14 protein-coding genes and 1 tRNA gene are annotated in these 12,366 nt (G+C 62.8%); 1 reads left to right on the forward strand and 14 read right to left on the reverse strand.

Translation table 11 applies throughout. The annotated features are described in order from the left end of the window. Window positions 1-192: 192 nt before the first annotated feature. Window positions 193-280 (reverse strand) — tRNA-Ser (locus tag PG887_RS02840). 198 nt (window positions 281-478) lie between these two features. Between PG887_RS02840 and PG887_RS02845 the strand changes: the two genes are divergently transcribed. Further along, the gene (locus tag PG887_RS02845) at window positions 479-1,228 is read left to right on the forward strand and encodes a DsbA family protein (protein WP_039041345.1); all 750 of its coding nucleotides are present in this window, start codon (window positions 479-481) and stop codon (window positions 1,226-1,228) included. A 118-nt stretch (window positions 1,229-1,346) separates the two neighbouring features. Here the strand turns inward: PG887_RS02845 and galE are convergent, their stop codons facing one another. From galE to PG887_RS02910, 13 genes are all read right to left on the reverse strand, one after another. Continuing rightward, complete coding sequence (gene galE, locus PG887_RS02850) at window positions 1,347-2,372, reverse strand: UDP-glucose 4-epimerase GalE (protein WP_270821133.1); 1,026 nt, start codon at window positions 2,370-2,372, stop codon at window positions 1,347-1,349. An 84-nt stretch (window positions 2,373-2,456) separates the two neighbouring features. After that, window positions 2,457-3,476, reverse strand: coding sequence for a hybrid-cluster NAD(P)-dependent oxidoreductase (locus tag PG887_RS02855; RefSeq protein WP_049637026.1), 1,020 nt, complete (start codon window positions 3,474-3,476; stop codon window positions 2,457-2,459). 100 nt (window positions 3,477-3,576) lie between these two features. Continuing rightward, entirely contained in the window at window positions 3,577-5,226 is a 1,650-nt protein-coding gene (gene hcp, locus PG887_RS02860) for a hydroxylamine reductase (protein ID WP_270821156.1), read from the reverse strand. Between the two features lie 236 nt (window positions 5,227-5,462). Further along, window positions 5,463-5,930 (reverse strand): Dps family protein, encoded by a 468-nt coding sequence (locus tag PG887_RS02865; protein ID WP_010673329.1) that lies wholly within the window; start codon window positions 5,928-5,930, stop codon window positions 5,463-5,465. A 130-nt stretch (window positions 5,931-6,060) separates the two neighbouring features. Further along, window positions 6,061-6,603 (reverse strand): DUF3833 domain-containing protein, encoded by a 543-nt coding sequence (locus PG887_RS02870; RefSeq protein WP_080768134.1) that lies wholly within the window; start codon window positions 6,601-6,603, stop codon window positions 6,061-6,063. Window positions 6,604-6,614: 11 nt separating this feature from the next. Further along, window positions 6,615-7,157, reverse strand: a complete 543-nt coding sequence (locus tag PG887_RS02875; RefSeq protein WP_270821134.1) for a chalcone isomerase family protein — start codon at window positions 7,155-7,157, stop codon at window positions 6,615-6,617. Then, window positions 7,114-7,332 (reverse strand): TIGR02450 family Trp-rich protein, encoded by a 219-nt coding sequence (locus tag PG887_RS02880; protein ID WP_010673326.1) that lies wholly within the window; start codon window positions 7,330-7,332, stop codon window positions 7,114-7,116. Before PG887_RS02880 ends, PG887_RS02875 begins: the two co-directional genes overlap by 44 nt. Further along, window positions 7,329-7,808: a DUF2878 domain-containing protein gene (locus PG887_RS02885; RefSeq protein ID WP_270821135.1), complete on the reverse strand. Its 480-nt coding sequence runs from the start codon at window positions 7,806-7,808 to the stop codon at window positions 7,329-7,331. Before PG887_RS02885 ends, PG887_RS02880 begins: the two co-directional genes overlap by 4 nt. A 2-nt stretch (window positions 7,809-7,810) precedes the next feature. After that, window positions 7,811-9,067 (reverse strand): SAM-dependent methyltransferase, encoded by a 1,257-nt coding sequence (locus PG887_RS02890; protein ID WP_039041352.1) that lies wholly within the window; start codon window positions 9,065-9,067, stop codon window positions 7,811-7,813. 106 nt (window positions 9,068-9,173) lie between these two features. Beyond that, window positions 9,174-9,953 carry a DUF1365 domain-containing protein gene (locus PG887_RS02895; RefSeq protein WP_042017709.1) on the reverse strand — a complete coding sequence of 260 codons (780 nt, stop codon included), beginning with the start codon at window positions 9,951-9,953 and terminating at the stop codon, window positions 9,174-9,176. After that, entirely contained in the window at window positions 9,950-11,209 is a 1,260-nt protein-coding gene (locus tag PG887_RS02900; RefSeq protein ID WP_270821136.1) for an NAD(P)/FAD-dependent oxidoreductase, read from the reverse strand. Before PG887_RS02900 ends, PG887_RS02895 begins: the two co-directional genes overlap by 4 nt. Beyond that, the gene (locus tag PG887_RS02905; protein ID WP_270821137.1) at window positions 11,206-11,940 is read right to left on the reverse strand and encodes an SDR family NAD(P)-dependent oxidoreductase; all 735 of its coding nucleotides are present in this window, start codon (window positions 11,938-11,940) and stop codon (window positions 11,206-11,208) included. Before PG887_RS02905 ends, PG887_RS02900 begins: the two co-directional genes overlap by 4 nt. Continuing rightward, entirely contained in the window at window positions 11,937-12,365 is a 429-nt protein-coding gene (locus tag PG887_RS02910) for a nuclear transport factor 2 family protein (protein WP_270821138.1), read from the reverse strand. Before PG887_RS02910 ends, PG887_RS02905 begins: the two co-directional genes overlap by 4 nt. Window position 12,366 lies beyond the last annotated feature (1 nt).

The following is a 12,366-nucleotide window of genomic DNA, read 5'->3' on the forward strand; positions in this document are numbered from 1 at the left end:
ACAATAGATAGCAAGAGAGGGCCATTGGCCCTCTCTTGCTTTGGTTAAACTGAAAGGAGTAACGACGATGACCTGTCCAAAGAAATGCTATCGAGGAGCAGGACAGCCAACACCTAATGGCATACTCACTGGCATACCAAAAATCACAGATACAAAAAAGCCCAACCGAATCAATCAGTTGGGCCATATAGATGGCGGAGGAGGTGGGATTTGAACCCACGGATGGTCGCCCATCGCCGGTTTTCAAGACCGGTGCATTCAGCCGCTCTGCCACCCCTCCGCAGCAGTGCGACGCATATTACCCATGCCCCCAGCCCTTGTAAATCCCCACTCCGTTTGTTTGCCCATTTATTGGGCTATCTGGCGCACAAAACCGGCAAAACCGCTGCAAACCGTGCTTTTTCAAGCGGATGGCTTGACTTGAAAACAGACTCACCCACTATAGGGGCCACCACCACATCCCCAGCAAGATGGACTTATGAGAATCAAACATGCCCTGTTCGCCGCCCTGACCGGCGCGACCCTGCTTGCGGCGCCCGTGCAGGCGAGCGAGCTGACCAAGAGCGATGTCGAGCAGATCGTGCGCGACTATCTGGTCAAGAATCCGGAGATCCTGGTCGAGATGTCCAACGCCCTGCGTGCCAAGCAGGAGAGCCAGCAGGCCGAGAACGACAAGACGCTGATAGAAGCCCATGCCAAGCAGCTCTTCGCCAACCAGGATCCCGAGAGCGGCAATCCCAAGGGCAGCCTGACGGTGGTGGAGTTCTTCGACTACAACTGCGGCTACTGCAAGCGCGCTCATCCCCTCATTCAGCAACTGCTCTCTGAGGACAAGGAGATCCGCTACATCTACAAGCAGTTCCCCATCCTGAGCGAAACCTCCTACTACGCCGCCCGCGCGGCGCTGGCGGTGAAGCTCGGCCAGCCCGACAAATACCAGGCCTTCCACGACAAGCTGTACGCCCATCAGGGGCCCCTCTCCGATGAAGCCCAGGTGAAAGACGTCGCCAGGGCCGCCGGCGTGGACTGGAGCAAGGTAGAGGCGAAGATCAAGGACGGCAGCATCGATCAGAATCTGGGTACCAACCGGGCGCTGGCCGAAGCCATGGCCATTTCCGGCACCCCGGCCTTCATCATCGGCGATCAGATCCTGCGCGGCGCACCGCGGGATCTGGCCAGCCTCAAGGCCATCATCAAGGATGTCCGCGCCGGCAAGAGCATCCAGTAACCCGCGCGTTGTTCATGAAAAAACGCCCCGGCATGCCGGGGCGTTTTGCTATTCAGGCTGCAAACCATCAGGTCGCGAGAAGCTGTCAGCAAGGCGAAGAGCAGCGCATGACCCTTGATCACGGCTTCGCAGCAGGGCCATAACCGTTCGGGTTCTGGCTTTGCCAGCGCCAGGTATCGATCATCATCTGCTCCAGCCCCCGCTCGGCCTGCCAGCCCAGCTCATCACGGGCCAGAGCCGGTTCAGCCCAGCACTCGGCGATGTCGCCGGGGCGACGGGGCTTGATCTGGTAGGGAATGGCACGGCCGCTGGCCGCCTCGAACGCCTTGATCATCTCCAGCACCGAGTAGCCCTGACCGGTGCCGAGGTTATAGGTGAAGACCCCGGTGTCGCCCTCGATGCGGGCCAGCGCCTTGAGGTGGCCGATGGCGAGATCCACCACGTGGATGTAGTCGCGCACCCCGGTGCCGTCCGGCGTCGGATAGTCGTTGCCAAAGACCCCCAGCTCCTTGAGCTTGCCCACTCCCACCTGACTGATGTAAGGCAGCAGGTTGTTGGGGATGCCGTTGGGATCTTCACCGATGAGGCCGCTCTCATGAGCCCCCACCGGGTTGAAGTAGCGTAGCAGCACGATGGCCCAGCGGGGATCGGATTTGGAGAGGTCACGCAGGATCTCTTCGACCATCAGCTTGGAGCGGCCATAGGGGTTGGTGGCGCTGGTGGGGAAATCTTCCCGCAGGGGTACCGAGGCCGGATCCCCATAAACGGTGGCCGAGGAGCTGAACACCAGCCGGAACACGCCGGCCCTGGCCATCTCTTCGCACAGCACCAGGGTGCCGGTCACGTTGTTCTGATAGTAGGTGAGCGGGATCTGGCCGGATTCCCCCACCGCCTTGAGGCCGGCGAAGTGGATCACGGATGCTATCCTGTGTTCGGCAAACAGCCGTTGCAGGCAGGCTCTGTCCAGAATGTCCCCTTCCACGAAGGTGACCGGCTTGCCGGTAATCCGCTCTACCCGCTTGAGAGACTCGGGGGAAGCGTTGGAGAGGTTGTCCAGTACTACGACCTGCTGCCCGACGTTCAAGAGTTCAACCAGGGTATGGGAGCCGATATAGCCGGCGCCCCCTGTGACCAGAATTGTCATTTTGTATCCCGTGTTCGACTGAAACTGGAGCTGAGTCTACCCGCCCGGCCCCGTTGCGAAAAGAGCGGGATGCTCATGGCCCCCTCAATAGTCGACGCTGACATCCCCGCTGGCGGTGCAGGAACAGGCCAGCGCCACCCCGTTCTCGAGATCTTGCGCGCTCAAGGTCATCACGCTCTGGCGCTCGATTTCGCCTTCCGTGGTGCAGCGACAGGCGCCGCACACCCCGGCGCGGCAAGCGGCCATCATGGTTTCCCCCGCCCCCTCCAGCGCCGCCAGCAGGGTCTGGCCAGGCAGTATCTTCACCTTCTTGCCGCTCTTTTTGAGGGTCAGCCAGAAGTGGTCGCTATCGGCCGCAACTGGCGCCGCACCCGATGTAACAGCAGGCAGGCCGAACGACTCCTGATGCAACTGCGCTGCCGGCAATCCCAGCTCCGCCAGCATGGTACAGACTGCGGTCATGTAGGGGGCAGGCCCGCACAGATAGACATGGCGGCTCAAGAGATCCGGCGCCAATTCCTTGAGCATCCCCGGTGTGAGCCGGCCAACCCAGGGATGAGCCGTTGGCGCCTCTTCCCCTACTTTCTCCAGCACTAAAGCATGGCGCACACCGGCATGAGCCTCAGCCAGCGAAGCCAGTTCCCTTGCGAAGATCACATCCCCGGGGGTTCTGGCGCTGTGAATAAAGCGGATGTCTGCATCCGGCCGTTCGGCCAGCTCGTCCCGCAGCATGGCCCACATGGGGGTGATGCCGGAGCCGGCGCTGAGCAGCAGCGGCCGCTCGCAGGGGAGAGCGGTCAGGTGAAAATCGCCGAAGGGGCCGTCTACCCGGATCTCGTCCCCCACTTGCAGGCTCTGATGCAGATGGTGAGAGACCAGCCCCACATCCTTGATGGTGACCTGCCAGAAAGGATCCTGCGGGCTGGAGGAGAGGGTGTAGGCGCGGCAGTGAGGCTGGCCGTCAATCATCGTGTGCAGGGTGACGCACTGGCCAGCCAGCACGGAGGGCAGGTCGCCAGCCAGGGGTTCAAATTGCCAGCTCGCCACGTCGTGGGTCTCTGCCCGGCGGGCTATACAGCGCAGGCTCAAAGAGGTGGAGGTCATCGCAAGGCTCCTCTTGCTCGGAAATAGCGTTGAAAAAAGGCGAGCCATCAGGCTCGCCAAAGGCTTACAACATGCTGAGCGTGTAAGGCTGTATCTTTGCTCAGGCCGCCAGGATCTCGGCGAGATCCGCGTCTGCCGTGGTGGTTCCTTTCAGGCCGAACTGCTCCTCCAGCACCTTGAGCAGGGCCGGGGTGAGGAAGGCCGGGGCGGTCGGGCCGGTGCGGATGTCCTTCACGCCGAGCGCCAGCAGGGTGAGCAAAATGACGATGGCTTTTTGCTCGAACCAGGAGAGCACCAGGGTCAGCGGCAGATCGTTGACGCCGCACTCGAACGCGTCGGCGAGCGCCAGGGCCAGTTGGATGGCGGAGTAGGCATCGTTGCACTGACCCACATCCAGCAGACGGGGAATGCCGCCGATGTCGCCGAAGTCGAGCTTGTTGAACTTGTACTTGCCGCAGCCCAGGGTCAGCAGCAGGCTATCCTGCGGGATCGCCCTGGCAAACTCGGTGTAGTAGGCGCGCTCGGCACGGTCACCGTCACATCCCCCCACCAGGAAGAAGTGGCTGATTTCGCCAGCCTTGACCTTGTCGATCACCGCCGGGGCAGCCTGCATCAGGGCGTTGCGGGCAAAACCGATGGTGATGAAGTGCTCCAGCTCAACGTGCTTGAAGCCTTCCAGCGCTTGTGCCTTGGCGATCACGGCAGAGAAATCTTCCCCTTCCAGGTGGATCACGCCCGGCCAGCCGACGATGGAGCGGGTGAAGATGCGATCGCTGTAGTTGCCCACGTTCGGGTCGATGATGCAGTTGGAGGTCATCACCACGGCGCCCGGGAAGTTGGCAAACTCCTTCTGCTGGTTCTGCCAGGCGGAGCCGTAGTTGCCCACCAGGTGCGGGTACTGCTTGAAGAAGGGGTAGGCCAGGGCCGGCAGCATCTCGCCATGGGTGTAGACGTTGATGCCAGTGCCCCTGGTCTGCTCCAGGATGAGCTTGAGATCCACCATGTCGTGGCCGGAGACCAGAATGCACTTGCCCGGTACCGGAGTGACGCGTACCTGGGTCGGCTCGGGGTGGCCGAAGGCGGTGGTTTCACCGAGATCCAGCATCTCCATGATCTTGAAGTTGAGCAGGCCAATGTCCATGGCGCACTTGAACAGGGGATCCAGATCGCAGGGATCCGTACCGAGCCAGCTCATGATGCGATGGAATTCGGCGGCTACCCCGGCATCCTGCTGATCCAGCACCCGGGCGTGCTCCATGTAGGCGGCGGCACCCTTGAGGCCGTAGAGGCAGAGCAGGCGCAGCCCCATGATGTCTTCGTTGACTTCGTTCTTGCCGCGGTTGACCGCGGTCTGCGGCGCCTGGGCCAGCTGGGCCAGCAGATCGGCACCCGGCTCGAAACGGGCGGCAGCGGGCAGTGCATCGGCCTGCACCGCCAGCGGTGCCAGCTTGGCGGCCAGCTGCTGACGATAGCTCAGCGCCTGGTTGACGTAGGCGACGATGCGAGCGGAGTCGAAGTTGACGTTGGTGAGGGTGGCAAAGAACGCCTTGGGCACGAAAGCGTCTATTTCGCTGTCGACGATGCCGTGCTCGCGGGCCGCCAGGGCCCAGGCGCTGAGCCCTTGCAGGGTATAGATCAGCACATCCTGCAGATCAGAAGTTTCAGCCGTCTTGCCGCACATGCCTTGTGCATAGGCGCAGCCGTTGCCTGCCGGGGTACGAATTGTCTGTTCACATTGCACACAAAACATCATGCCTCTCCTAATTGGACATTTCAGTTGTCTGTTTTGTGGCGATTCTATTCCCCTCCTGGAAAACTTAATAGGCATTCAATTTACCAATTAACATTTCATTGATGTAGATCAAATAGAAAAAAGCCGCCCAAATCGGGCGGCAAGCGGGTGGGAAATCAAGGAGAGACAACTCGGGTTTGCAACAACAGGGGCAATGATACGGGCCGGGGCATGGGCAGCTGGCCCCAGGTTTATCAGGCCAGATAGGCGCGCAGCATCCAGACCAGTTTCTCCTGCTGCTGCACATAGTCGGAGAGGATGGATGCAGTCCCTTCATCACCGGCATCGGCGGCCTGACCCAGGATGCGGCGCTGGGCAACCAGCAGTTCGCGGAAGCTCGCCAGCAGGGATTCCACGCAGGCACGACCGTCATGCAGCCCCTTCTGCTCGGGGATGGCGGACACCTGGATGTAGTCGCTGAAACTGTGCAGGGGCACCCCATCCAGGGTCAGAATGCGTTCGGCCAGGGCATCGACTTTCAGCAGCAGGTCGTTGTAGATCTCTTCGAATTTCAGGTGCAGCTCGAAGAACTGGTTGCCGCGGATGTTCCAGTGGAAGCCACGGACGTTCATGTAGAGGATCTGGTAGCTGGCCAGCAGCTTGTTGAGCTCGGCGGCCAGGGCTTGTGATTGTACGGTATCAAGACCAATGGGGCTCTTCATGATTCACCTCCAGGTGGTAAGCATTATCGGGAACGGAGCCAGCTTATCCAGAAGCAGACTCAAAGGACAATTGTTTGTGCCTTGCCGATCCATAGCCAATGGCTATTGTCGGCAAAAAATGCACCGGCTTTCATTGCTCAAGCCGTTCGATATAGAGGATCACCTCGCCGAGGTGAATGCCGAACTTGCTGATCTTCGCGCGGTTGATCAGGCGATCGTCGTCCAGCAGATACATCCAGTCATCGAAGCTCACCCTCACCACGCTCTCATCCGGCAGTGCCAGATCGAGTTGATAACGCCAATTGAGGGCAAAGCCCTCTGTCTTGCCTACCGCCTCCCCCACCACGTCTGAAGCCGTGCCGCGCCAGTGGCCATCCGCCCCCTTGCTCAAAAACCAGGTGCGGGTCTGCCGACGGCCATCATCGAAGTAAAACTGCTCGAACAGCTCCCCCTTGCCCTCTCGCCAGTGCCCCTGCATCTCGACCCGAAAGCGACTGGTCACTTCGCCGCTGCGGTCCGTCACCAGGCCGTGGGCCACCAGCTTGCCATTGAAGAAACGGGCGAGATCCCAGCCCGGCCGGGAGCCGCGATAATCGTCAAGACCCGCGCCGCAACCAGAAAGCCACAGCAGGGGCAGCAACCAGGCAAGACGCCACCAGGAAGAGAACTTCATGGAATACTCCATCAGGATTGGCCGCGCAGGCGGCGGGTCAGAGCGGGATCCCGGCTGTCGTCAGTCAGCCAGATAGCAAGAAACGCGGGGGCGAAGGCGGGATCATCAAGAGAGCCAAGGAGGCGATCTCGCAACCAGAAGTGGCCCGTGCCTTGCTCGTCCACATAAAAAACCAGCTTGTCGCCGGGGGCGACATCCGGCCAGAACGTGGCCAGTCGAGCCAGCCAGCGTTGGCGCTCACTCTCGCTGCCAAGGCCGAGCCGCTGCCACTCGGCGGCGGTCGCCTCCAGCAGATCCTGGCGCTCGATGGCCCTCGCGTAGGTAATGCTGAGGGCCTGCGGGTAGCGCCCCGGCTGATAGCGGCCGCTCTCGCTGTAGAGGGTGGCGTCATAGAGCTTGAACCAGAGCCAGCGCATCTCCCCCTGTCCCACGGTTCGCAGCCCCTGCCAGGGGGCGGCAACACTCTGGGCGGTCGCAAGCAGTGGCAGGCTCAAGGCCGCCAGCAGCAGGCTAGTTCCACCCCATGTGCCAACGGGCGGGATCCTCCAGTTCATGCCAGTCCATCTCCTGTTCCTGCAGGGTGTTGATATCCTGCATCACCACGCTCGCCAGATGCCCCTGGGCATCGCGCTGGCAGGCCACCACCAGGTAGAAACGCTCGGCCAGCTCGCACTGGCCATCCCTGGTCCACTTGGAAAACAACAAGGTGTCGGTCGAAAAGGTGTTCATCTCGTCTCACCCTCCAGCTTGACCGTTACCCACAGGAGTACGGGTAACCACCACATCCAGATCACCGCCAGCAGCACTGCGCTTGTCCAGATGCCCCAGGGTAAGTTTACTGCCCCCATGGCGGCCCCCGCCATATAGGAGGAGGCGCCCCCTACCATGCCGAACAGCCCCTGTTGCCAGCGCGGCAAGAGGCGAAGCCAGGGAAGGCCGTGGGAGAGGGTCAGGGCGAAACCGCACCAGAGCAGCAACAGCCAGAGCGGAAAACCGGACGGAAAGTGAAACAGGCCGAGGCGCCAGAGCAGGATGTCGAGCAGGCAGCCTGCCAGGGCGACCGGGATGATGCGCCAGTCCTGCCCGCGGCGGGGGGAGAAGATGAAATGGAGCAGCAGCATCCCGAGCAGCGGGCCCGGTTGCTGCCATCTCACCGCCAGCAACCAGTAGAGGTTGAATCCCAGCAGGTGGGCCCACTGCCACATGATCAGCGACCGTGTGCCGGCAAGTCCCCGGACCAGCCATGGGGCCCCGGCTTGGCGGCCTCCAGTTGCACCAGGCTGATGGCCCGCTCCCAGAATCCCCCTTCACAGTAGGCGAAATAGAAGTGCCAGAGCCGGATGAAATCCTGGCTGTAACCGAGCTTGGGCAGCTCTGGGGCCAGCGCCAGGAAGCGTTCGCACCAGTGGGCCAGGGTACGGGCATAGTGGTGGCCGTGATCGTGCAGCCGTACCAGCTGCATGTCGGTCTCCCGCGCCAGCAGACCCGCCATCTGGGAGACGCAGGGCAGGCAGCCTCCCGGGAAGATGTAGCGCTGGATGAAGTCCACCCCGCGCAGATACTGGGCGTGACGCTGATCGGCGATGGTGATGGCCTGGATCAGCAGGCGTCCGCCGGGCTTGAGCAGGCGCGACAACTGGCGGAAATAGTCTGGCAGGAAGGCGTGCCCCACCGCCTCGATCATCTCGATGGAGACCAGCTTGTCATAGCGTCCCTCCAGCTTGCGGTAATCCTCCAGCAGCAAGGTGATGCGATCCCCCAGCCCCTCCCGCTCGATCCACGCCTTGGCATAGTCGTGCTGGGCCCGGGAGATGGTCGTGGTGGTGACCCGGCAGCCGTAGTGACGGGCCGCATAGACGGCGAGACCGCCCCAGCCGGTGCCTATCTCCAGCAGGTGGTCGTCCGGCCCAAGCTCAAGCCGCTCACAGATGGTGCGCAGCTTGGCCTGCTGCCCCTCCTCCAGGGTGGCATCCGGGTGGGGATAGATGGCGCTCGAATACTGCATGTGATCGTCGAGAAAGCCCTGATAGAGGGTGTTGCCAAGGTCATAGTGGGCGGCGATGTTGGCACGCGAACCGGTCAGGGTATTGCGATTGAACCAGTGGCGCACCTTGTTGAACGGGAAGCTGAGCCAGCCGAGGCGCCGTTCCAGGGCGTCGAGCAGCGGCAGATTGCGGGCCAGCAGGCGCACCAGTGCCACCGGCTCCGGGCTGGTCCAGAGACCCTCCACCCAGGTCTCTCCTGCGGCGATGCTGCCCCCCAGCAGCAGGCGGCGATAAAACGCCGGATCCTGCACCACCAGCTCGGCATGCAGGTCGCTGCCCGCCTTGCCGAAGCGGTGGCACTCGCTGCCGTCGTGAAGCACCAGTTGACCCTGCTCAAGGCGTGCCAGCAATTTGAGCAGCAGTTGCTTGGCCCCCTTGTCGATGAAAGAGGCAGAGAGGGTTGATTGAGCAAGTTCCATTAGCGGCTCTCCGAATGGGTCAAGAGTGGGGTCGTTCGGTTGGGATGAACCCGCACCATGGGCTGCTGACAACACCAGGAAGCGGAATTAAACGGGTGTGTCGGCGTCATGGGCGGCTCTCCGGATGGGTGAAGACGGGGGTGCGTTTGATAAAAAGGCGCAGGGCCTGCCAGTAGATCCCGAGCAGCACCTTCAGGGTCATCCAGGGCCAGCGAGCCAGCAGCGCCGCCAGCCCCTTGCGCGACAGCGGCGCGCGGCGCAGGGCCAGGGTGGCGTCAAACAGCTTGCTCTCACCGGATACGGGGTGGCTCTCGATATGGATCAGCGCCTCCTCTTTCGGCGCCCGGATGCGCCAGTGGTAGCGCATCCCTAGTCCCATGAAGGGGGAGACATGAAAATCCTTGTCATGGGGGGAGAGCGCCGCCAGATCCAGCAGGTAGTAGTGGCGCTCGTTCCAGGGGGTATTGGAGACCTCCGCCAGCAGGTAGCGGGTCTCCCCCGCCCGATCGCAGAAGTAGAAATTGACCGGGCTGAAATAAAACCCGAGGCAGCGCACGTTGCCAAGGAGCAGCACCCGCCCGCCGGGCTCCGCATCCCCCCCAAGGGCCGCCACCTTGTCCCAGACCGCCTGCTTGAGGGGCCCTTCGCTGCCCCGCAGATAGTCCTCGCGGCGAAACGAGAGCAGTCCGGCCCGCTCCACGGCAAACCAGCGCCCCTGCTCAAGCCCGGGCAGTTCGTCCAGATCCAGCCCCAGCATGAAGAGGCTGTATGAAAAAGCGTGGGCCCTGGGGGCGAAGCGGCGATGGCGCACCGAGCCTTGCCAGATGGCGCTGATCCCCTCCCCCATTCCCTCGTCCCCTTGCGTCAAGGCCGCGGCGCCGCTCATAGCTCGGCCCCGAAGCGTCTGGCCACGTCCAGGGCGCTGCGCACCCCGTCCTCGTGAAAACCGTTGTACCAGTAAGCCCCGCAGAAGTGGGTGCGCTGATGGCCACAGATCTCGCCCCGTCGCTGCTGGGCGACGATGGAGCCCTGATTGAATACCGGATGATGATAGACGAAACGGCGCAACACCTTGCTCTCGTCCACCCGTCCACGGGGATTGAGGCTGACGCAGAAGGGCGCGGGGGAGCTCACCCCCTGCAGGATGTTCATGTTGTAGCTCACCAGGGGGCGCGCCCCGTCATCCTCACCGAGCTGGTAGTTCCAGCTCGCCCACGCCTTGCGGCGCATCGGCAGGCAGGAGGCGTCGGTGTGCAGCCAGACGTCGTTGGCCTGATAGGGCATGTTCCCGAGGATGGCCCTCTCTGCGTCGCTCGCATCCGCCAGCAGGGCCAGGGCCTGATCGCTGTGACAGGCGAAGATCACCTCGTCAAAATGGGCCTCCTGCCCCTGGCTGGTGACCACGACGCCATCCGCCACCCGGCGCACCGCCTCCACCGGGGTAGCGAGGCGGATGCGCGACTGCCAGCCCGCCGTGAGCGGCCCTATGTACTCTCGCGAGCCTCCCGGGATCACATACCACTGGGGCCGGTTCGCCACCTCCAGCAGCCCGTGGTTGGCGAAAAACCGCAGGAAGAAGCTCAAGGGGAAGGCACGCATGTCCGCTAGGGTGGAGGACCAGATGGCCGCTCCCATGGGCAGGATGTAGTGGCGGGCGAAATAGTCGCTGAATTTCCCCGCCAGCAGGAAGTCCCCCAGGGTCAGCTCGGGGGTCAGCTCCCGCTGGCGATGCGCGGCCAGCCAGGCCCGCGCCTCCCGGTTGAAGCGCAGTATCTCAGCGACGAAGCGATAGAAGCGCGGGCTCAGCAGATTGCGGCGCCGGGCGAACAGGGTATCGAGGTTGTGGCCGTTGTACTCCATCCCCTCGGGACTCTTGACCGAGAAGCTCATCTCGGCGGGTTGGCGCCCTACCCCGATGCGCTCCAGCAATTTGAGGAAGTTGGGATAGGTGCGGTCATTGAAGACGATGAAGCCGGTGTCGATGGCATAGTGGCGCCCAGCCTGTTCCACCTCCACGGTGGCGGTGTGGCCTCCCAGGGTCGGCGCCGCCTCGAACAGGGTGATGTCATGCAGCTTGTGGAGCAGAAAACCGGCGGTGAGACCGGAGATACCGGAGCCGACGATGGCGATCTTTTTCTTCATGAAGGGCGTCCTTTCGAAACGAGTGTGCGGCCAAGGCGCAGCCAGAGCCCCGTCGGCAGAGCGCCGAGCAGGCGCAGCAGCCAGATGAAGCGACGGGGAAAGTGGATCTGATGGCGACCGGCGGCAAGCCCCGTCATGATGGCGCGGGAAGCCTCTTCCACCGTCACCAGGCAGGGCATGGGAAAATCATTCTTGTCGGTGAGCGGCGTCTGCACGAAGCCCGGGCGGATCAGGGTCACCCCGATGCCCTTGCTGGCCAGATCCAGGCGCAACGTATCCGCCAGATAATCGAGGGCCGCCTTGGAGGCGCCATAGGCCTCCGCCCGTGGCAGGGGCAGCCAGCTCACCGAGGAGCTGACGATGGCAAGCCGTCCACCCGCCCCCAGCCGCGGCAGCAAGGCGGCCAGGGCGTTGCCGGTGGCAATGAGGTTGGTCTCGATGACCCGGGCAAACAGGGCGCCGTCAAAGCCTTCTGCCGGATCCATGTATTCACAGTTGCCCGCATTGAGAATGAGCAGGTCGAGGGCGGGCAGACTCGCGGCCACCCCGGCCATGGCGGCGCTGTCGCGCGCATCGAATCGCAAAGGGGTGATCCCCAGGTCGGCCAGTGCCTGCAAGCGCGCCTCGTCCCGGCCACAACCCCACACCTGCCAGCCGGCGCGCCGATAATCCAGCGCCAGCTGGCGGCCGATGCCCGAGGTGGCCCCGGTGATCAGCACCCGGCCGCTCATGTCCCCAGCCTCCCCTTGATGGCCCGTACCACGGGCCCCAGCAGCGGCAACTGCTCGTAGAGCATGGCCCCGAGATCGAAGTAGTCCCGGTGCAGGCACACCTTGCCCCAGGAGTCGAACGTCAGCCGGGTGGCCCCCTCCAACCTGACGGCCCGGCCACCGGCAATCCTGGGGTGGGAGAAGGTCATGACCCAAGCGAGCCAGGCTTCGTTGCCCGACTGCTGCTGACTCGTTATCTCGAAACTGCACTGGGCAAGGCGCTCATAAAGGGAGGAAAAGTAGCAGGTGAGCGCGGCCAGCCCCTCTATCCGGTGCGCAGGATCGATGAAGAGCACCTCATCGGCATAGACCTCCGGCAAGCGGTGCAACTGATGCTTGTCCAATTGCAGGTAGAGGATGACAAAGCGGGCCAGCGCGTCATTCATA

Source organism: Aeromonas sp. QDB14, from assembly GCF_027707845.1.
GTDB lineage: Bacteria > Pseudomonadota > Gammaproteobacteria > Enterobacterales > Aeromonadaceae > Aeromonas > Aeromonas caviae.

Excerpts from the sequence above, each read along its gene's own strand:
- PG887_RS02845 (WP_039041345.1), top strand. The coding sequence starts at position 479 with ATGAGAATCAAACATGCCCTGTTCGCCGCCCTGACCGGCGCGACCCTG.
- galE (WP_270821133.1), bottom strand. The coding sequence starts at position 2,372 with ATGACAATTCTGGTCACAGGGGGCGCCGGCTATATCGGCTCCCATACC.
- PG887_RS02855 (WP_049637026.1), bottom strand. The coding sequence starts at position 3,476 with ATGACCTCCACCTCTTTGAGCCTGCGCTGTATAGCCCGCCGGGCAGAG.
- hcp (WP_270821156.1), bottom strand. The coding sequence starts at position 5,226 with ATGTTTTGTGTGCAATGTGAACAGACAATTCGTACCCCGGCAGGCAAC.
- PG887_RS02865 (WP_010673329.1), bottom strand. The coding sequence starts at position 5,930 with ATGAAGAGCCCCATTGGTCTTGATACCGTACAATCACAAGCCCTGGCC.
- PG887_RS02870 (WP_080768134.1), bottom strand. The coding sequence starts at position 6,603 with ATGAAGTTCTCTTCCTGGTGGCGTCTTGCCTGGTTGCTGCCCCTGCTG.
- PG887_RS02875 (WP_270821134.1), bottom strand. The coding sequence starts at position 7,157 with ATGAACTGGAGGATCCCGCCCGTTGGCACATGGGGTGGAACTAGCCTG.
- PG887_RS02880 (WP_010673326.1), bottom strand. The coding sequence starts at position 7,332 with ATGAACACCTTTTCGACCGACACCTTGTTGTTTTCCAAGTGGACCAGG.
- PG887_RS02885 (WP_270821135.1), bottom strand. The coding sequence starts at position 7,808 with ATGTGGCAGTGGGCCCACCTGCTGGGATTCAACCTCTACTGGTTGCTG.
- PG887_RS02890 (WP_039041352.1), bottom strand. The coding sequence starts at position 9,067 with ATGGAACTTGCTCAATCAACCCTCTCTGCCTCTTTCATCGACAAGGGG.
- PG887_RS02895 (WP_042017709.1), bottom strand. The coding sequence starts at position 9,953 with ATGAGCGGCGCCGCGGCCTTGACGCAAGGGGACGAGGGAATGGGGGAG.
- PG887_RS02900 (WP_270821136.1), bottom strand. The coding sequence starts at position 11,209 with ATGAAGAAAAAGATCGCCATCGTCGGCTCCGGTATCTCCGGTCTCACC.
- PG887_RS02905 (WP_270821137.1), bottom strand. The coding sequence starts at position 11,940 with ATGAGCGGCCGGGTGCTGATCACCGGGGCCACCTCGGGCATCGGCCGC.
- PG887_RS02910 (WP_270821138.1), bottom strand. The coding sequence starts at position 12,365 with ATGAATGACGCGCTGGCCCGCTTTGTCATCCTCTACCTGCAATTGGAC.